Origin of the sequence: Streptomyces sp. NPDC012466, from assembly GCF_042955215.1 — a bacterium.
Classification (GTDB): domain Bacteria; phylum Actinomycetota; class Actinomycetes; order Streptomycetales; family Streptomycetaceae; genus Streptomyces.
The window spans coordinates 424,272-442,793 of record NZ_JBIBEQ010000001.1; the positions used below are offsets into that span (position 1 = coordinate 424,272).

The 18,522-nt window shown below is 72.3% G+C and carries 14 protein-coding genes; 12 read left to right on the top strand and 2 right to left on the bottom strand.

Features of this window, described 5'->3' with window-relative positions:
- Positions 1 to 7: 7 nt before the first annotated feature.
- The 7 genes from ACFY9E_RS01935 to ACFY9E_RS01965 all read left to right on the top strand — a co-directional run bounded on the left by ACFY9E_RS01935 (position 8) and on the right by ACFY9E_RS01965 (position 10,403).
- Complete coding sequence (locus ACFY9E_RS01935; RefSeq protein ID WP_390978392.1) at positions 8 to 886, top strand: deoxyribose-phosphate aldolase; 879 nt, start codon at positions 8 to 10, stop codon at positions 884 to 886.
- A 45-nt stretch (positions 887 to 931) separates the two neighbouring features.
- Positions 932 to 1,825 (top strand): 5-deoxy-glucuronate isomerase, encoded by an 894-nt coding sequence (iolB, locus tag ACFY9E_RS01940; RefSeq protein ID WP_390978394.1) that lies wholly within the window; start codon positions 932 to 934, stop codon positions 1,823 to 1,825.
- Positions 1,822 to 3,693, top strand: coding sequence for a 3D-(3,5/4)-trihydroxycyclohexane-1,2-dione acylhydrolase (decyclizing) (gene iolD / locus ACFY9E_RS01945; RefSeq protein ID WP_390978396.1), 1,872 nt, complete (start codon positions 1,822 to 1,824; stop codon positions 3,691 to 3,693). The genes iolB and iolD overlap by 4 nt, the downstream gene beginning before the upstream one ends.
- 49 nt (positions 3,694 to 3,742) lie before the next feature.
- Positions 3,743 to 5,236 (top strand): CoA-acylating methylmalonate-semialdehyde dehydrogenase, encoded by a 1,494-nt coding sequence (locus ACFY9E_RS01950; protein ID WP_390980246.1) that lies wholly within the window; start codon positions 3,743 to 3,745, stop codon positions 5,234 to 5,236.
- Between the two features lie 21 nt (positions 5,237 to 5,257).
- Positions 5,258 to 6,043 (top strand): UTRA domain-containing protein, encoded by a 786-nt coding sequence (locus ACFY9E_RS01955; RefSeq protein WP_390978398.1) that lies wholly within the window; start codon positions 5,258 to 5,260, stop codon positions 6,041 to 6,043.
- 77 nt (positions 6,044 to 6,120) lie between these two features.
- Positions 6,121 to 7,221 (top strand): UDP-glucose 4-epimerase GalE, encoded by a 1,101-nt coding sequence (gene galE, locus ACFY9E_RS01960; RefSeq protein WP_390978400.1) that lies wholly within the window; start codon positions 6,121 to 6,123, stop codon positions 7,219 to 7,221.
- Positions 7,222 to 7,226: 5 nt separating this feature from the next.
- Positions 7,227 to 10,403, top strand: coding sequence for an EAL domain-containing protein (locus tag ACFY9E_RS01965; protein ID WP_390978402.1), 3,177 nt, complete (start codon positions 7,227 to 7,229; stop codon positions 10,401 to 10,403).
- Positions 10,404 to 10,421: 18 nt separating this feature from the next.
- Here ACFY9E_RS01965 and ACFY9E_RS01970 read toward each other — a convergent pair whose 3' ends face one another.
- On the bottom strand, positions 10,422 to 12,230 hold the full coding sequence (locus tag ACFY9E_RS01970; RefSeq protein WP_390978404.1) for a glycoside hydrolase family 15 protein: 1,809 nt from the start codon (positions 12,228 to 12,230) through the stop codon (positions 10,422 to 10,424).
- A gap of 193 nt (positions 12,231 to 12,423) precedes the next feature.
- On the opposite strand from ACFY9E_RS01970, the gene ACFY9E_RS01975 reads away from it, so the two are divergent.
- From ACFY9E_RS01975 to ACFY9E_RS01995, 5 genes are read left to right on the top strand one after another with little or no spacing between them, the layout of a single operon-like run.
- Entirely contained in the window at positions 12,424 to 13,251 is an 828-nt protein-coding gene (locus ACFY9E_RS01975) for a glycosyltransferase (protein ID WP_390978406.1), read from the top strand.
- Positions 13,248 to 14,534: a glycosyltransferase gene (locus tag ACFY9E_RS01980; protein WP_390978408.1), complete on the top strand. Its 1,287-nt coding sequence runs from the start codon at positions 13,248 to 13,250 to the stop codon at positions 14,532 to 14,534. Before ACFY9E_RS01975 ends, ACFY9E_RS01980 begins: the two co-directional genes overlap by 4 nt.
- A 9-nt stretch (positions 14,535 to 14,543) precedes the next feature.
- On the top strand, positions 14,544 to 15,908 hold the full coding sequence (locus tag ACFY9E_RS01985; protein WP_390978409.1) for a lipopolysaccharide biosynthesis protein: 1,365 nt from the start codon (positions 14,544 to 14,546) through the stop codon (positions 15,906 to 15,908).
- The gene (locus ACFY9E_RS01990; RefSeq protein WP_390978411.1) at positions 15,905 to 16,876 is read left to right on the top strand and encodes a glycosyltransferase; all 972 of its coding nucleotides are present in this window, start codon (positions 15,905 to 15,907) and stop codon (positions 16,874 to 16,876) included. Before ACFY9E_RS01985 ends, ACFY9E_RS01990 begins: the two co-directional genes overlap by 4 nt.
- Positions 16,873 to 17,697: a polysaccharide deacetylase family protein gene (locus ACFY9E_RS01995; RefSeq protein WP_390978413.1), complete on the top strand. Its 825-nt coding sequence runs from the start codon at positions 16,873 to 16,875 to the stop codon at positions 17,695 to 17,697. Before ACFY9E_RS01990 ends, ACFY9E_RS01995 begins: the two co-directional genes overlap by 4 nt.
- 6 nt (positions 17,698 to 17,703) lie before the next feature.
- On the opposite strand, the gene ACFY9E_RS02000 is transcribed toward ACFY9E_RS01995, so the two are convergent.
- Positions 17,704 to 18,519 carry a family 16 glycosylhydrolase gene (locus ACFY9E_RS02000; RefSeq protein ID WP_390978415.1) on the bottom strand — a complete coding sequence of 272 codons (816 nt, stop codon included), beginning with the start codon at positions 18,517 to 18,519 and terminating at the stop codon, positions 17,704 to 17,706.
- Positions 18,520 to 18,522: the final 3 nt, after the last annotated feature.

Sequence of the window (18,522 nt, forward strand, 5' to 3'; positions counted from 1 at the left end):
GCCTTCCTTGAACATCGGCATCCCCGACCTCGCCACGGTCCGAGCCCGCACTCCCGAGGCCGTCGCGGAAGCGGCGGCCCGCCGGACGCGCCGGCCGTTGATCGGCGACAGCGGCCGGCTGATGATCGTGGCCGCCGACCACCCGGCGCGCGGCGCCCTCGGGGTCGGCGACCGGCGCCTGGCCATGGCCAACCGCGCGGACCTGCTGGAGCGGCTGTGCACCGCGCTGTCGAGGCCCGGCGTCGACGGGGTGCTCGCCACCGCCGACATCCTGGAGGACCTGCTCCTGCTCGGGGTGCTGGAGAACAAGGTCGTCATGGGCTCGATGAACCGCGGGGGCCTCGCCGGCGCCGCCTTCGAGATGGACGACCGCTTCACCGGCCACCGCGCCGAGGACATCGCCCGGCTCCGCTTCGACGCGGGCAAGCTCCTGCTGCGCATCGACTACGACGACCCGGGCTCGCTGACCACCCTGGAGTCCACCGCGCGGGCGATCGACGCCATGGCCGCCCACCGGCTGCCCCTGTTCGTCGAGCCGTTCCTCTCCCGGCGCGTCGACGGCAAGGTCCGCAACGACCTGTCGGCGGAGGCCGTCACCCGGTCGATCGCGATCGCCTCCGGCCTGGGCGGCACCTCCGCCTACACCTGGCTGAAGCTGCCCGTCACGGACGACCCGGACGACATGGCCGAGGTCCTGGAGACCTCCACCCTGCCCGTGGTCCTGCTCGGCGGCGAGGTCGGCGACGACCAGGAGGGCGCCTACGAACGCTGGCGCAAGGCCCTGCGGCTGCCCACCGTCCAGGGCATGGTCGTCGGGAGGTCGCTGCTCTACCCGGCCGGGGGCAGCGTGGAAGAAGCGGTGGACACGGCCGTCGGTCTGCTGTGAACCGGTCAGTTGTGAGTCGCTCCGCTGTGATCCGAAAGGCACACGATGACGTATCACCTTCCCGCGGGTAAGGCCCTCGGCGGCCCCTACACCGTCGACATCACTCCCGAGAAGGCCGGCTGGGGACATTCCAGCCTGCGGATCCTGGAGCTGCCGCCGGGTGGCGCGCACTCCTTCGACACCGGCGACAGCGAGTGGATCGTCGTCCCGCTGAGCGGCGCCTGCACGGTCGCCGCGGCGGACGACTTCGGCCAGGACACCTTCGAGCTCCAGGGCCGGGCCGACGTGTTCAGCGGCGTCAGCGACTTCGCGTACGTCCCGCGCGACGCACGCGCGAGCGTGACGTCCGCCGGCGGCGGCCGGTTCGCGCTGACCGGCGCGCGCTGCACCCGCCGGCTGCCCGCCCGCTACGGCCCGGCCTCCGAGGTGCCCGTGGAGCTGCGGGGCACCGGGAACTGCTCCCGGCAGGTCAACAACTTCGGCGCGGCCGGGGTCTTCGAGTGCGACAAGCTCATCGCGGTCGAGGTGATCACCCCGGGCGGCAACTGGTCGTCGTTCCCGCCGCACAAGCACGACGAGCACCGGCCCGGCGAGGAGTCCGTGCTGGAGGAGATCTACTACTTCGAGTTCGCCGGCCACGACGGTGTCCCCGGACTCGGCTACCAGCGCGTCTCGCCCTCCGGCCCGGGCCGGGACACCGACGTCCTGGCCGAGGTCCGCGACGGCGACGTCGTCCTGATCCCGGACGGCTGGCACGGGCCGTCGATGGCCACGCCCGGCCACCACATGTACTACCTCAACGTCATGGCGGGCCCGGAGGCCGAGCGCGCCTGGCTGATCTGCGACCACCCCGACCACGCCTGGGTCCGCGACACCTGGCCGGACCAGCCGGTCGACCCCCGGCTCCCCCTCTACACCGCCCCGGAGACTTCGCGATGAGCGCCCGCACCCGCCGACTGACGACCGCCCAGGCCCTGGTGCGGTTCCTGTGCGCCCAGTACACCGAGCGGGACGGCGTGCGCCGCCGGCTGATCGCCGGGACCTGGGGCATCTTCGGCCACGGCAACGTCGCCGGCGTCGGCCAGGCGCTGGTCGAGTACGCCGATGTGATGCCGTTCCACCAGGGCCGCAACGAGCAGTCCATGGTGCACGCGGCCGTCGGCTACGCCCGGCAGCTCAACCGCCTGTCCGCACAGGCGGTGACGACCTCGATCGGCCCGGGTGCCACCAACCTGGTCACCGGCGCCGCCCTGGCGACGATCAACCGGCTGCCGGTGCTGCTCCTGCCCGGTGACTACTTCGCCTCGCACGCCCCCGACCCGCTGCTCCAGCAGCTGGAACACCCCGTCGAGGCCGACGTGTCGGTCAACGACACGCTGCGCCCGGTGTCGAGGTACTTCGACCGCGTCACCCGCCCGGAGGCGCTGATCCCCTCGGCGCTCCAGGCGATGCGAGTGCTGGCCGACCCGGCCGAGACCGGCGCCGTCACCCTCGCCCTGCCCCAGGACGTGCAGGCCGAGGCGTACGACTGGCCGGAGGAGTTCTTCGCCGAACGCGTCTGGTACGTGCGGCGTCCCGCGCCCGACCAGGCCGAGCTGAGCGCCGCGGTCGAGGCGATCCGGTCGGCCGAGCGGCCGCTGATCGTGGCGGGCGGCGGCGTCCACCACAGCGAGGCCGAGGAGGCGCTCAAGGCGTTCGCGGAGGCCACCGGCGTCCCGGTCGCCTCCACCCAGGCGGGCAAGGGGTCGCTGCGCCACGACCACCCCGCCGACCTCGGCGGCATCGGCCACACCGGCACGGCGGTCAGCGACGCACTCGCCCGCACCGCCGACCTGGTGATCGGCGTCGGTACGCGCTACACGGACTTCACCACCGCCTCCGGCACGCTCTTCCAGAACCCGGACGTACGGTTCCTCAACCTCAACATCACCGCCTTCGACGCGCACAAGCTGGCCGCGCGGACCCTGGTGTGCGACGCGCGGTCCGGTCTCGAGAAGCTGCTGGAGGCGCTCTCCGGCCACCGGGTGAGCGAGGCGTACGAGGCCGAGTACCGCACCGGCAAGGAGCGCTGGGACGAGGTCGTCGAGACCGCCTACCGGGCCGCCGACGAGAACGCGGTCCCGACCCAGACACAGGTCCTCGGCGCGCTGGACGCCGCCGTCGGCGACGAGGACGTGGTCATCAACGCGGCCGGCTCGCTCCCCGGCGACCTGCACAAGCTGTGGCGCTCGCGCAGCCCGCGCCAGTACCACCTGGAGTACGGCTACTCCTGCATGGGGTACGAGATCCCGGCCGGCATCGGCGTCCAGCAGGCCGCCCCCGGCACCCCGGTGTGGGCGCTGGTCGGCGACGGCACCTACCTGATGATGCCGACGGAGATCGTCACCGCCGTCCAGGAGCGTCTGCCGGTCAACATCGTCCTCCTCCAGAACCACGGCTACGCCTCCATCGGCGGCCTGTCCGAGGAGACCGGCGGCGAGCGCTTCGGCACCGCCTACCGCTTCCGGGCCGCCGACGGCGCCTTCACCGGCGCCCCGCTCCCCGTCGACCTCGCCGCCAACGCCGCCAGCCTCGGCATGGACGTCCTGCGCGCCAAGACCGTGCGCGAGCTGCGCGAGGCCCTGGCCGCGGCCCGCGCCTCCGACCGGCCGACGTGCGTGTACGTCGAGACCGACCCGGCCCCGACCGCTCCCCCGGCCGAGGCCTGGTGGGACGTGCCGGTGGCCGAGACCGCCTCCCGCGAGGCGGCCGTCGAGGCACGCGAGCGCTACGACCGCCAGGTGGCCGGACGCCGCCGCCACCTCTGATCCTCCCGCTGCCGCTGAACTCAGGCTCCACGAAAGGCCCTTGCGCACCATGAAGACCATCACCCACTGGATCGACGGCAAGCCCGTCGAGGGCACCTCCGGCCGGTTCGGCCCCGTCTACAACCCGGCGACCGGCGCCCAGGAGAAGCAGGTCGCGTTCGCGTCCGTCGACGAGGTGGACGCCGCGGTCGCCTCCGCCAAGGCCGCCTTCGCGAGCTGGGGTGAGTCCTCCCTGGCCAAGCGCACGGCGATCCTGTTCAAGTACCGCGAGCTGCTCGACGCGCACCGCGACGAGATCGCCGAGCTGATCACGGCCGAACACGGCAAGGTGCACTCCGACGCGCTCGGCGAGGTCGCGCGCGGCATGGAGATCGTGGAGCTCGCCTGCGGGATCTCCGTCCAGCTCAAGGGCGAGCTGTCCACCCAGGTCTCCACCCGGGTCGACGTCGCCTCGATCCGTCAGCCGCTGGGCGTGGTCGCGGGCATCACGCCGTTCAACTTCCCGGCGATGGTGCCGATGTGGATGTTCCCGCTGGCCATCGCGTGCGGCAACACCTTCGTGCTGAAGCCGTCGGAGAAGGACCCGTCGGCCTCCTTCCGCCTGGCCGAGCTGGCCACCGAGGCGGGTCTGCCGGAGGGTGTCCTGAACATCGTGCAGGGCGACAAGACGGCCGTGGACCGCATCCTTGAGCACCCGGACGTCGAGGCGGTCTCGTTCGTCGGCTCGACGCCGATCGCCAAGTACATCCAGCTGAAGGCCGTCGAGCACGGCAAGCGGGTGCAGGCGCTCGGCGGCGCCAAGAACCACATGCTGGTGCTGCCCGACGCCGACCTGGAACTCGCCGCCGACCAGGCGATCAACGCCGCGTACGGCTCGGCGGGCGAGCGCTGCATGGCCGTGTCGGTGGTCGTCGCCGTCGGCGACATCGGTGACGAACTCGTCGGCAAGATCGCCGAGCGGGCGAAGAACCTGCGGATCGGCCCGGGCGACGACCCGGCGTCCGAGATGGGCCCGTTGATCACCCGCGAGCACCGCGACAAGGTGGCGTCGTACGTGGCGTCGGCCGCCGAGCAGGGCGCCGAGGTCGTCGTCGACGGCACGGGCTTCTCGGTCGAGGGCCACGAGGACGGCTTCTTCCTCGGCGTCTCCCTGCTGGACCGGGTGCCGCTGACGGCGGACGCCTACCGGGACGAGATCTTCGGCCCGGTGCTGGCGGTCGTACGGGCGGAGACCTACGAGGAGGCCATCCAGCTGATCAACTCCTCCCGCTGGGGCAACGGCACGGCGATCTTCACCCGGGACGGCGGCGCCGCCCGCCGCTTCCAGCTGGAGGTGAAGGCGGGCATGGTCGGCGTCAACGTGCCGATCCCGGTCCCCGTCGGCTACCACTCCTTCGGCGGCTGGAAGGACTCGCTCTTCGGCGACCTGCACGTCTACGGCAACGACGGCATCGCCTTCTACACCCAGGGCAAGGTCATCACCACGCGCTGGCCGGACCCGTCCGACGGCGGCATCAACCTCGGGTTCCCGAGCAACTCGTGACACCCGAAGGGGGGTTCCGCCATGGCGAAGACCGGTGACCGGGCCCGCACCACGGCCGTCTCCGCGCTCGGCTCGCTGGACTTCGCCCTGGACCGGGGCAGTCCCGTGCCGCTCTACCACCAGCTCGCGCAGCAGCTGGAGGCGGCGATCGAGCACGGGGTCCTCGCCCCGGGGAACCTCCTGGGCAACGAGGTCGACCTGTCCGTGCGCCTCGGCCTGTCCCGCCCCACCGTCCGCCAGGCCATCCAGTCCCTCGTCGACAAGGGGCTGCTGGTCCGGCGGCGCGGGGTGGGCACGCAGGTGGTGCACAGCCAGGTCAGGCGCCCCCTGGAACTGAGCAGCCTCTACGACGACCTGGAGGAGGCCGGTCAGGCACCGACCACCGAGGTCGTGCGCCATGAGGTCGTCCCGGCCTCCTGCGACGTGGCCGCCGCCCTGGGTGTGCCGGAGGGCGGCGAGGTGACCGTCCTGGACCGGGTGCGCCGCACCCACGGCCGTCCGGTGGCCCTGCTGCGCAACCACCTCCCGGCGTCCCTGCTGGATCTGGACAGCGCGCGCCTGGAGGCGACGGGCCTGTACCGGATGATGCGCTCGGCGGGCATCACACTGCACAGTGCCCGCCAGACGATCGGCGCCCGCGCGGCCACGGCACAGGAGGCGACCCGCCTGGACGAGCGGGAGGGGGCGGCGCTGCTCACCATGCAGCGCACGGCGTACGACGACACGGGGCGCCCGGTCGAGTACGGGACGCACCTCTACCGGGCTTCGCGCTATTCGTTCGACTTCCAGTTGCTGGTCCGGCCTTGACCGGACCCGACCGTCGGGTGCAAAGTCGTACATATACACCGTAAACATACGGTGCGACCCGACGCGAGAGTGCTGATATGGCTCGCAGGAGACAGGCGACGACCGCACGAGGAGCCGGCTCCTCGTGGGCGCCCTCGACTGTCCTCGTCACCGGCGGGGCCGGTTTCATCGGCAGCCACACCTGCGTGGAACTGCTGGACCACGGCTACGAAGTGATCGTGGTCGACGACTACTCCAACAGCACACCGCAGGTCTTCGCCCGGGTGGAACGGATCGCCGGCCGCTTCGTCGGCGCCGTCTACGAGCTGGACATCCGTGATCGGCGCGCCCTCTCGGCCGTCTTCGACCGACACTCCGTGGACGCCGTCGTGCACTTTGCCTCGCACAAGGCGGGGGGCCTGTCGACACGGATGCCCGTTTCGTACTACGACATCAACGTGGGCGGCACCACCGCCCTGCTGCGAACCATGCACGAGCACGGGGTGCACCGGCTGCTCTACGCGTCCTCCTGCTGGCTCTACGGAGACGCCGGTGGCGGCCCGCTCGACGAGAGCACCCCGATCCGGCCCCGGACGCCGTACGCGTCCTCGAAGTGGATCTGCGAACAGATCCTCGCGGACGTGTGCCGTCGCCATCCCCAGTACTCCGTGCTCTGCCTGCGCTACCCCGTCCCGGCCGGGGCCCATCCCAGTGGACTCCTCGGCGAGGACCCGCGCCACACGCCCCAGAACCTGCTGCCGTACGTGGCCCAGGTTGCCGTCGGCCGGCGCGACAAGCTCTCCGTCTACGGGGACGACTACCCGACCCGCGACGGCACCGGGATCCGGGACTACCTGCACGTCATGGACGCCGTCGAGGCGCACCGCGTCGCGCTGGAGCACCTGGCCGGCCCGCCGGGCATGGAGGTGTACAACCTGGGTGCGGGTTCGGGGAGTTCGGTCCTCGAGGTCATCACGGCGTTCTCCCGGGCCAGCGGCAGGTCGATTCCGTACGACATCGCGCCGCGCCGGCCCGGAGACGTCGCCGAGCTGGTCGCCGACGCGACGGCCGTGGGCCGCGCCTGGGGCTGGCATCCCACCCGGGATCTCGCCGACGTGTGCCTGGACGCCTGGCGGTTCCAGCGGCTCAACCCGCACGGTTACGAGGACACCGCGCCGGGGCCGGAGAAGAAGGAGTAGCCGCCATGCGGCCCCCGGCTTTCCGCGCGACCCGTACGGTGAGCCGCATCCGGCGTCCGAAGACGTCATCGGCCCGCAGGCTGATGGCCACCCACCTCGTGCTGGTCGGCATCCTCACCGTGCTCGGGATGAGCGTCCCGGTGCTGCGGACGCCGCTGTGGGCCCTCATCGGTCTGTCGGGGGCGACCGCCGTCGTCGTCGGGGTGCGGGTCCACCGGCCCCCGCACCGCCGGCCGTGGCTGCTGCTCGCCGCCGGGCTGCTGGCCTTCACCGCGGGCGCCACCTACTGCACCGCACAGCAGGCGTACTTCTCCGCGCCGCTCCCGTTCCCCTCCCCGGCGGACGCCGGCTACCTCGTCGCGTACGGGCTTTTCGCCGCGGGCCTGTCGGGTCTGGTGCGCTGGAGGGGCCGTGACCTGCCCAATCTTCTCGACGCCCTGGTCATCACGGCCGGTCTCGCACTGCCGGTGTGGGTGTACCTGCTGCAGCCGCTGGCCCGGCAGGAGGGGCTCGCGTGGCAGCAGCGCCTGGTCAGCGTCGCCTCCCCGCTCGGGGACGTCCTGCTGCTCGCCCTCCTCGCCCGGCTCCTCGCCCGCGGCGGCGCCCGGCCGGGCACCCGGCCGTCCGTCCAGTTGCTCGTCCTGGGCTTCTGCGCCCTGTTCGGCTTCGACACCGCCCGCGGCGTCCTCCAGCTGAACGGCACCTGGCAGGCGGGAACGCCGCTGGACGCCGGCCGCATCGTGTTCTGCACGGCGTGCGGCCTCGCCGCGCTGCATCCCTCCATGGCACGGCTGACCGCCCCGGACTCCCTGTCGCCGTCCCTGCTGCCACCCCGGTGGCGGCTGCTGCTGCTCGCCGCCGCGACCCTGATCCCGCCCGCGATCCTCGTCCACGAGGAGAGCCTGGGTCTGGCCTACGACGCCACCGTGCTGGCCGCGTTCTCCGGGGCGCTGTTCCTGCTGGTGATCCTGCGGCTCGCCCTGATGGTCGTCGCGCACCGCCGGGCCATGACGCGAGAGCTGGCCCTGCGCACCGCGGCCGCGTCCCTGGTCGGGACCATCTGGCCGGCGGAGGTCGAGCGGGTGTGCGACGACGCGGTCACCGCCCTGTTCGGGCCGCAGGGCCGGCACGTGACCCTGCTGCTGTCGGCCGGGGAGGCCCGGGACCTCTACGCGCGCCTGGCGCGCTGCCCCGCAGGCGACGACGGCCCCGGTGCCACGCGAGACGGGGCCGCCGAGGTGGCCCGGGGCCGCACCGTCATGGTTCCGGTCGACGTGCTCGGGCCCGAGATCGCCGCCCGGCTCGGCGCGCTGCCGACCGCCCTGCTCTGCCCCGTGGTCCAGTCCGAGCGGCCGGCCGGCAGCGAGCTCCCGGGCGCGCTGCTGGCGGCCGGGTCCGAACGCGAGCTCAGCGAGATGCGCGGCTCGCTGGAGCTCCTCGCCTCGCATGTGGGACTCGCGACGGAACGCATCGCTCTGCGGCAGGAGGTGATCCGCAAGGAGAACGAGGCGTACTTCCGCACGCTCGTGCACAACGCCTCGGACGTCATCCTCATCGTCGACGACGACACCACCGTCCGCTACGCCAGTCCGTCCGCGCCGAGCGTGTTCGGCAGCACCGAACTCACCGGCATCCGGCTGCCGGACCTGGTGGACCCCCGGGAACAGGACCGGGTCGTCCGGATCCTGGCGGCCACGAGCGACACCGGCCCGCAGGAAGCGCACGACAGCTGGCGGGTGCTCCGGGACACGGACCGCATCGAGGTGGAGGTGCGCTGTCGCGACCTGCGCCGGGACCCGACCGTGGGCGGCCTGGTCGTCACCCTGCGGGACGTCACCGAGCAGCGGCAGCTGGAGCACGAACTCACCCGGAGGGCCTTCCACGACTCCCTGACCGGCCTGCCCAACCGCGCCCTGCTGCTGGAGCGGACCGAACGCGCGCTGCGCCGGGGCCACCGGGAGTCGACGACCACCTGCCTGCTCTTCATCGACCTGGACGACTTCAAGATCGTCAACGACACGCTCGGGCATTCGGTCGGCGACCGGCTGCTGTGCGCCGTGGCCGAGCGCCTGTCGGGAACGCTGCGCCGCACCGACACCGCGGCGCGGCTCGGCGGCGACGAGTTCGCCGTGCTGGTCGAGGACGCGGAGCAGCCCCTCGACGCCGAGGTGCTGGCCGCCCATGTGGTCCGCACGCTGAGCCGGCCGTTCCATCTGGATGTGGAGACGGTGAGTGTCTCGGCCAGCGTGGGCGTGGCCACGACGGAGGACAGCACGGACGCCGGGGACCTGCTGGCACTGGCCGACCTGGCCCTCTACGCGGCCAAGACGTCCGGCAAGCGCACCTGGCGCCGGTTCCGGCCCCAGCAGCGGATTCGTGTGGTGGAGCGGCACGACCTGCAGGCACGGCTCGACCAGGCTGTAAGGAAGGAGCAGTTCGGCATGCGCTATCAGCCGGTGGTGGACATCGCGGGGGGCGACGTCGTGGGCTTCGAGGCTCTCGTCCGCTGGCCGGAACTCGGACCCGATCCGGTCCCACCGGGGCAGTTCATCCCGCTCGCCGAGGAGACCGGGCACATCTCGGCACTGGGCGCCTGGGTGCTGCGCAGGGCCACGGCCGACCTCGCCCGGCTCCAGCACCGCACGCCCGGGTTCGATCCGCCGTACCTCAGCGTCAACGTGTCCGCCCGGCAGTGGCGGGACACCACCTTCCTGAACGAGGTGTGCAGGGCCCTGGACACCACCGGCCTCGCCGCGGGCACGCTGCAGCTGGAACTCACCGAGTCCGTGCTCATGCGGCGGACCGAGCAGATCGACGCGCAGATCCAGGCACTGAAGGACCGCGGGGTGCGCATCGCGGTCGACGACTTCGGCACCGGGTTCTCCTCGCTGCGTTATCTCCGGGACTTCCCCATCGACGTACTGAAGATCGACAAGTCGTTCATCGACGGCATTCCTCAGGACCCCAAGCAGGTCGCCCTGGTCGAGGGCATCGTCCATCTCGCCGACACCCTGGGCCTCCAGGTGATCGCCGAGGGCATCGAGGAGGAGCCGCAGCGGGAACTGCTGGCGGGCATCGGATGCCGGTACGGGCAGGGCTTCCTGTTCGCCCGGCCCTTGACGCTGGAACAGGGCGAGGCCGTGCTGCGGCAGCGCAACGACGGGCAGCGGGCGGCCGGTTGAGGGCGAGGCCCGCCGGCTTCACCACCGGGCCCGCGGATTCCGCCGGCTCCACGGGGACGCCGGTGACAGTCCGAACGCCGTCTCCACCAGCGCGATGTGACTGAACGCCTTTGGCGCGTTGCCCAGTTGGCGACCCGCGACCGGGTCCCACTGCTCGGCCAGCAGACCGACGTCATTACGGGTGGCGAGGACCCGTTCGAAAGCTTCCCGGGCCTGCCTCCGGTGCCCTGTGGCGGCGAGGGCGTCGGCGTACCAGAGGGAGCAGGAGACGAAAGTGCCCTCGGCGTCGTCCGGTTCATCCGGCCCGGCGCCCCGCGTGTACCGCCGGACGAACCCGCCGTGATCGAGCCGGCTCAGTGCGCGCACGGTGGCGCACACCCGCTCGTCGCCGGCGGGCAGGAACCCGACCCGGGGGATGAGCAGCGCCGAGGCGTCCAGGCCGGGCGCCCCGTAGGACTGCACGAAGGACCGCTGGGTGGCGTCCCAACCCTCCCGGCAGACCTCCCGGTGCACCTCCTCGCGCATGGCCCGCCACTGCCCGGAGGAGCCATTGCGCCCGAGCAGCTCGCCCATGCGCACGGCGCGGTCGGCGGCCACCCACGTCATGACCTTGGAGTGCACGAACTGGCGTCGCCGGCCGCCCACCTGCCACAGGCCCTGGTCCGGTTCGCGCCAGTGCCGCAGCAGGAAACCCATGAGCGACTCGACCAGCTCCCACACATGGGCCGGCATCGGGATCCCCGCGCGCAGCGACAGCCACAGCGTGTCCATGACTTCGCCGTAGAGGTCCAGCTGGAAGCAGCTGACCGCCGAGGTCCCGAACCGCACGGGCTGGGAGCCCTCGTAACCGGGCAGCCAGGGCGCCTCGGTCTCGGGCAGCAGCCGCTGCCCCTTGACGCCGTAGACCGTCTGCAGGTCGGCGGGGTCCCCCGCGATGGCCCGCACCAGCCAGTCGAGCCAGGCCGTGGCCTCGTCCCGGTATCCGCTGCGCAGCAGGCAGGACAGGGTCCGGCTGGAGTCGCGCAGCCAGCAGAACCGGTAGTCCCAGTTGCTCTCGCCGCCGATGCGTCCGGGCAGCGAGGTGGTGGGGGCGGCGACGATGCCGCCCGTGGGGGCGTAGGTGAGGGCCTTGAGGGTGATGAGGGAACGCACCACGGCGTCCCGCCACGGTCCCTGGTAGCGGCACCGGGCGGCCCAGCGACGCCAGAAGTCGGCGGTCTCCTTCAGGGCGGTCTCCGCCGGGACGGACATGGGCGTCGGAGGGGCGGGGCGGTGCGAGGGGGTCCATCCCAGGGTGAGGGCCAGCCGGCGTCCGGCCGTGACGGTGAATTCCCAGACGGTGGCGTCCTGGTCGCCCCGGTCCCGCACATGGCCGTCGGCGCCGAGCCAGACTGCGTCCGGGCCGGCGACCGCGACGGTGCAGTGGCCGACGTCCCGGACCCAGGGCACGACCCGGCCCTGGTGGAAGCGGAGCCGCAGGTCGCTGCGCAGGTCCACGGTGCCCGACAGGCCCTCGACGAGCCGGACGATGCACGGCACGTCGGCCCGCGGAGGCATCAGGTCGGTCACGCGCACCGTCCCCGTGGGGGTTTCCCAGACGGAGTCGAGGACCAGCGTGTCGGCGCGATAGGAGCGGCGGGCGCACAGGCCGCCGGAGACGGGGGCCAGGCGCCAGTGTCCATTGTCCTCGGTGCCCAGCAGGGCCGCCAGGCAGGCCGGGGAGTCGAAGCGTGGCAAGCAGAGCCAGTCGATCGACCCGTCCCGGCCGACCATGGCGGCCGTCTCCAGATCGCTGACGAGGGCGTATTCCTCGATGGGTGCATTCATGATCGGGGGCTACGCCGACGTGCACTTTGCCTTCATCCACCCTACGCCGGACGAAGCGCCCCGCACAGGCCTCCCCGGCCGCGGGAAAACACGCACCTCTTGACCTCAGGAACAAAAGGGGGAATATGTACGTATACGCCGTAAATATATGTCGTCTCCTTCACGGGGACGCTGCACCGGAAGACACGGCACCATGGAAAACACGCATCGTCTGACCGAGCACCCCTCCTTCGGCGCCCAGGCCGGCGGGAACGGCTCCGCCCGCACCGATCGGGCCGCGCACCCCCTGCGCCGGGCCGGGGACCGTCCGCCGCCCCGCGCCACCGTGAGCCTGGTCGTCCCCGCCCGCAACGAGGCGCGCAACATCCCCTGGGTCTTCGAGCAGATCCCGGACTGCGTCGACGAGGTCATCCTGGTCGACGGGGACTCCGCCGACTGCACGGTGCACATGGCGACCCGGTGCCTGCCGACCGTCCGCCACGTCGAGCAGAGCGGCCCGGGCAAGGGCAACGCCCTGCGCACCGGCTTCCTCGCCGCGACCGGCGACCACGTCGTGATGATGGACGCGGACGGCAGCATGCTGCCCGGGGAGATCCCGCACTACCTGCACTTCCTCGACAACGGTTTCGACTTCGTCAAGGGCTCCAGGTTCATCGCGGGCGGCGGCTCCCTCGACATCACGCCCATCCGGCGGCTCGGCAACCAGGTGCTGCTGGCCGCCGTGAACCACCTCTACGACGCCAGGCTGACGGACCTGTGCTACGGGTTCTGTGCCTTCCGCCGCGACTTCCTCGACGACCTCGACCTGCACTCCTCGGGGTTCGAGATCGAGACCGAGATGATCGCGCACGCCCTGCGTTCGGGGCTGCGCATCGCCGAGGTGCCGAGCCTCGAACTGCCCCGGCGCAGCGGACGTTCCAACCTGCACGCGATCTCGGACGGCCGCCGGGTGCTGCGCACGCTGCTGTCCGAGCGGCCCGGGGCCCGGCCCGCCCGACGGGCCGGAAGGGGCCTGGCATGAGCGCCACCCGGCGCCCGGCGGCCCCTTCCCGCTCCCCGGCCGCGAATCCAGGTCCGGCCGAGCCGGCGTACGCGCCGGTCGCGGTCGTCGACATGGATCTGACGCGACCCAACGATTTCCGCCGGCCCGGGGGCCCGGGACCGGTCCGCCCGACGGCGCCGGTACTGGCCCTGGTGCGGCTGCGCGGCCGTCCCCTGGGGCTGGTCACGGCAGACGGCGAAGAGGGTGGCACGCCCGAGGACCTGTGGCGGTCGGCGGCGGACACGGCACGGCAGCGGTTCCCGCTTCCGCGCACGGGAAGTCCTGGCCGGGCACGGGTGCTCGCGCCGCCGTACATGAGCGTGATCATCGCGACGCACAACCGGCCACGGATGCTCCGGGAGTGCCTGAACTCCCTGCTGCGGGTGGACTATCCGCACTTCGAGGTGATCGTCGTGGACAACGCCCCGGCCGACGACGCGGCCGAGCGGCTGGTCCGCGACGCGTACGGGGGCCGGGTGCGCTACGTCCGGGAGCCGAGGGCAGGCCTGGCCCACGCGCACAACCGGGGCCTGGCCGCCGCTTGCGGCGAGATCGCCGCCTTCACCGACGACGACACCCTGGTCGACCCGGGTTGGCTCACCGCGATCGCGGAGGGCTTCGCCCAGGATCCCGGTGTCGGCTGCGTCACCGGACTCATCGTCCCGGCCGAGCTGGAGACCGCGGCCCAGGCGGCGCTGGAGCACCATGGCGGTTTCGCCAAGGGGTACGCACCGCGCACCTGGTCCCTGCGCGACCCGCCGAAGGACCCCCTGTTCCCGTTCACGGCGGGGCGCTTCGGCTCCGGCACCAACATGGCCTTCCGCATGTCCGCGCTGCGGGCGCTGGGCGGCTTCGACCCGGCCACGGGCACCGGGACCCCGGCCCACGGCGGCGACGACCTGCTCGCCTTCTTCCGGGTCCTGACGGCCGGTCACACCCTGGCCTACCAGCCGGACGCGATCGTCTGGCACCGCCACCGCCGCACGCAAGACGCCCTGGACGCCCAGGCGTTCGGCTACGGGGCCGGTCTCGGCGCGTACCTCACCGGCGCCCTGGTGAACGAGCCCCGCATGATCCCGGCCCTGCTGCGCAGGCTGCCCCGGGGCGTCCGGTACGCCCTGGCACAGACGCACCGCGCGGCGCACGCGGACCGCACCCGGACACGACGGCTCGCCCACCTGGAACTGCGCGGCCTGCTGTACGGGCCGGTCGGCTATCTGCGCAGCCGCCGCCGGAACCACTCCGGCGCCGCCGGGGCCTGAGGAGAGATTGTGTACACGACGCAGGACACCATGCCCGAGGCCACGGACACACCCGGCCCGGGGCGGTCTCTGACCACGGCGGTGCGCGCCGGGATCGCCCGCGTCCTGCCCAGCGAGCCGCTGGTGCGCAACGGTCATCTGCTGGCGATCAGTTCCCTGGTCAACGCGGGAGTCGGCGCGATCTTCTGGCTGTTCGCCACCCACTGGTACGACGACGAGGTCGTGGGCGTGAGTTACTCCGCCCTGTCAGCGTCCCTGCTCCTGGCCAACATCGGCCAGCTCAACCTCAACGACTTCCTGATCCGGTTCCTGCCGTGCTCCGGACGCCAGACCCGCAGACTGCTGCTCACCTGCTACGCGGTGACCGCCTCGTGGAGCGCCGTGGTCTGCCTCGTCTTCGTCCTCCTCGTGCCCGCCCTCTCGCCCGAACTGGCCTTCCTGCGGGACCCCTTGGTCGCGGTCTGGTTCGTGGCGGCGACCGCCGCGTACACCATCTTCGTGCTGCAGGACGGGGCACTGACGGCGATGCGCCGCCCCGGCTGGGTGGTGGCGGAGAACATGGTCTTCGCGTTCGTCAAGATCGCGCTGCTCGCCGGCGGTGCGCTCCTGGTCCTGCAGACCGGGATCCTGCTCTCCTGGGCGGGAGCCCTGCTCGTCTCCCTCATCGTGGCCAACTACCTCCTGCTGCGACGGGCGGTGCCACGCCACGAACGGGAGAACCCGGACGCCGTGCGCCCGCCGCGGCTGCTCAGCTACGCCGCGGCCGACTACACGGGCTCCCTGTTCCGCATGGCCGCCTACACACTCGTGCCCCTGATGGTGCTGAGCGCCCTCGGGGCGGAGCAGAGCGCCTACTTCTCACTCGCCTGGATCATCGGCTACGTGCTGTTCCTGGTGGTGCGCAACATGGGCAGCTCGCTGGTCGTCGAGGCGGTGCGCCGCCCCGAACGGCTGGCGGAACACGGGCTGCGGGTACTGCGCCACTCCGGGATGCTGCTGGCCACCGGTGTCGCCGTGATCGTCGCCGCGGCCCCGTGGATCCTGAAGCTGTTCGGGCCCGGCTACGCCGAGAACGGCACCACCCTGCTGCGCCTGCTCGCCCTCTCCGCACTGCCCAACCTGGTGTTCAGCGTGGCCGTGGACGTGCTGCGGGCACGGAGGCGCATGCGCCTGGTGGTCGGGCTGCAGATCGCCCTGTGCGTGCTGGTGCTGGGGCTGGTGCATCTGCTGCTGCCGGTGCTCGGGGTGACGGGCGCGGGTGTCGCCTGGCTGGCGGCGGAGTGCCTCATCGCCACGCCCTTGCTGATCTGGCGGTCCCGCTGGCTGACGGCCCCTTCCCGGCACGACGCCATGAGCTCCGGGAGTACCTCATGAACGCCTCACCGAGCCTCTCCGTCATCGTGTGCGCCTACACGCTCGGCCGCTGGGAGGACATCCAGGCCGCCATCGCCTCGGTCCAGTCCCAGCGCCGTCCGCCGGACGAGATCCTGCTGGTCGTCGACCACTGCCCGGAACTCCACCGCCTCGCCACCCGCATGCTGCACGACGTCCGGGTGCTGCCCAACCAGCAGCACAAGGGCCTGTCCGGCGCCAGGAACACCGGCGTCGAGGCGGCCGTCGGGGACGTGGTGGCCTTCCTCGACGACGACGCCACCGCACATCCGTCATGGACCGCCCGCCTCCTGGCGGACCACCGCGATCCGCGGGTCGCCGGGGTCGGTGGGCTCGTCGTGCCCTGGTGGGAGACGGACCGGCCGTCCTGGTTCCCCCCGGAGTTCGACTGGGTGGTCGGCTGCTCGTACCGCGGACTGCCCGAAGAGCCCGCACCGGTCCGCAACTTCATCGGGGCCAACATGTCCTTCCGCAGGGATGTGCTCCGCGCGGCCGGCGGCTTCCGCACGGACCTGGGCCGGGTGGGGACCCGGCCCCTCGGGTGCGAGGAGACCGAACTGTGCCTGCGCATCAGGTCCCGCCGCCCGGACGCCGTCCTGCTCTACGACCCCTCGGCCGCCGTCCGGCACCACGTCCCCGCCGCACGCGCCACATGGTCGTACTTCCGGGCGCGCTGCTACGCCGAGGGGCTCTCCAAAGCATTGGTGGCGAAGTACAGCGAAGGCGCCGCCGCCCTGTCCAGCGAGCGCGCCTACCTCGCGTCGACCATCCCCCGGGCCTACCGCGAGGCCCTCCGCCGCGCCCGGCCCGCCCCGGCGCGGACGGTCCTCGCACTGACCCTCGGTGTCGGCGCCACCGCCGCGGGGTACGCCGTGGGCTCGGTGCGCATCCGACGCTCCACGCCCGCTGAACCGGCCCACCGCGTTCCGGCGAGGGAGCGGGCGGCATGACCCACCAGCCCGTCCCCGTCTTCCTGTACCACTCGGTGTCCACCGACCCCCCGTCGTGGATCGCCCCGTTCACGGTGCGCCCGCGGATTTTCGCCGAGCAGCTCGATCTCCTCACGGACAACGGTCTGAAGATCGTCCCGCTGCGGCGTCTGGTCGCAGCGCTGCGCGGCGGTCCGCCGCTGCCGCCCCGCTCGGCCGTGCTGACCTTCGACGACGGGTTCGCGGACTTCCACTCCACCGTGGCACCGCTGCTCGCCGCCCGGGGGCTGCCGGCGACCCTCTACGTCACGACGGGCGCGCTGGGTGGACCGTCCTGGCCGCCGGAGAGGGGCAGCCTCCTCCCGGCCGCGCCGATGCTGACCTGGCGTCAGATGCGGGAACTGGACCTGCTCGTCGAGATCGGGGGGCACACCCGGAGCCACCCGCAGCTGGACACTCTCCTGCGGCAGGACGCCCGGGAGGAGGTCGAGGGCTGCAAGGCCCGCCTGGAGGACGCCCTCGGGCATCGTGTCGACGCCTTCGCCTACCCCCATGGCTACTCCAGCCGCTCGGTCCGCCGGCTGGTGGACGAGGCGGGCTGGACCTCGGCCACGGCCGTCCGGTACGGCTTCAGCTCCGGCGCGGACGAACGCTTGCGCATCGCCCGGCTGATGGTGCGCGCCGACACGCCACGGGACCGCTTCCTGGCCTGGGTGCACGGCACGGGCGCGCCCGTGGCTCCGTTCCCCGAGCGGACCAGCACCAAGGCCTGGCGCGGCTACCGGCGCCTGCTGGCCCGCATCGACCACCCCTACCCGTCGCTGCCCACGCCCGCCGGGTGAGGTCCTTCACTCCTGCCAGACGCGCACCCAGTCCACCGTCATCCGGGCTGAGTCCACCGAGGGGGGCGGCGACTGCGGCACTCCGACCGCGAGGTTGACCAGGACCTCCATCGGCACGTGCGGGATCCGCTCGGGCTCGGTCACCCGGAAGCGCCGGATCCCGTCGACATACCAGCTCACCTCGTCGGGGGTCCAGAGCATGCCGAAGACGTGGTGCTTGTCCGGGAAGGGAACGGGCCCGTAGGTGCCACGTGCCCGCTGGTCACCCTCCGGACCGCGCCAGTGCGCGTACATGAAGACCTGCTCGGTGCCTCCGAGGAACTCCATGATGTCGAGTTCGGGGGGTGTGAACTTGGACGCCGGCATCATCCAGAACGCCGGGAACATGCCCGTCTCCTCGGGGATGCGGATGGAGGCCTCGAAGTATCCGTAGGTGAAGACGTGCCGGGGGTCGCCGTACCAGTCGTCCCTGCCGGTCGAGATCATGCCGGACCGCCAGGGGTACGTCTTGTCGTCGCTGCCGCGCGTGCTGCGCCGCTCGGCGTCCAGTCTCAGCTCACCGTCCCCGACGGAGACCTGGCCGGGCAGGTACCACTGCTCCTCGTCGTTGCCGCTGTTCGTGCAACCGTCCTTGTTCCAGTCGTAGCAGGTCGCCCAGCGGTCGGTATCGAGGTCCGAGCCGTCGAACTCGTCGTGGAACGAAAGTTCCCAGTCCTGCGGCACGGGCTTCGGCCGGGCCACGTCCGGCTCGGTGGCACCGCAGCCGAAGGCCAGCACCAGTGCCAGCGCGGCCAGGGCGGGGCGCAGCCGTCGCGCGCGCACGGG

Coding starts and splice junctions, on each gene's coding strand:
- iolB (WP_390978394.1), top strand. CDS start 932: ATGACGTATCACCTTCCCGCGGGTAAGGCCCTCGGCGGCCCCTACACC.
- ACFY9E_RS01950 (WP_390980246.1), top strand. CDS start 3,743: ATGAAGACCATCACCCACTGGATCGACGGCAAGCCCGTCGAGGGCACC.
- ACFY9E_RS01965 (WP_390978402.1), top strand. CDS start 7,227: ATGCGGCCCCCGGCTTTCCGCGCGACCCGTACGGTGAGCCGCATCCGG.
- ACFY9E_RS01975 (WP_390978406.1), top strand. CDS start 12,424: ATGGAAAACACGCATCGTCTGACCGAGCACCCCTCCTTCGGCGCCCAG.
- ACFY9E_RS01970 (WP_390978404.1), bottom strand. CDS start 12,230: ATGAATGCACCCATCGAGGAATACGCCCTCGTCAGCGATCTGGAGACG.
- ACFY9E_RS01990 (WP_390978411.1), top strand. CDS start 15,905: ATGAACGCCTCACCGAGCCTCTCCGTCATCGTGTGCGCCTACACGCTC.
- iolD (WP_390978396.1), top strand. CDS start 1,822: ATGAGCGCCCGCACCCGCCGACTGACGACCGCCCAGGCCCTGGTGCGG.
- ACFY9E_RS01995 (WP_390978413.1), top strand. CDS start 16,873: ATGACCCACCAGCCCGTCCCCGTCTTCCTGTACCACTCGGTGTCCACC.
- ACFY9E_RS01955 (WP_390978398.1), top strand. CDS start 5,258: ATGGCGAAGACCGGTGACCGGGCCCGCACCACGGCCGTCTCCGCGCTC.
- galE (WP_390978400.1), top strand. CDS start 6,121: ATGGCTCGCAGGAGACAGGCGACGACCGCACGAGGAGCCGGCTCCTCG.
- ACFY9E_RS01980 (WP_390978408.1), top strand. CDS start 13,248: ATGAGCGCCACCCGGCGCCCGGCGGCCCCTTCCCGCTCCCCGGCCGCG.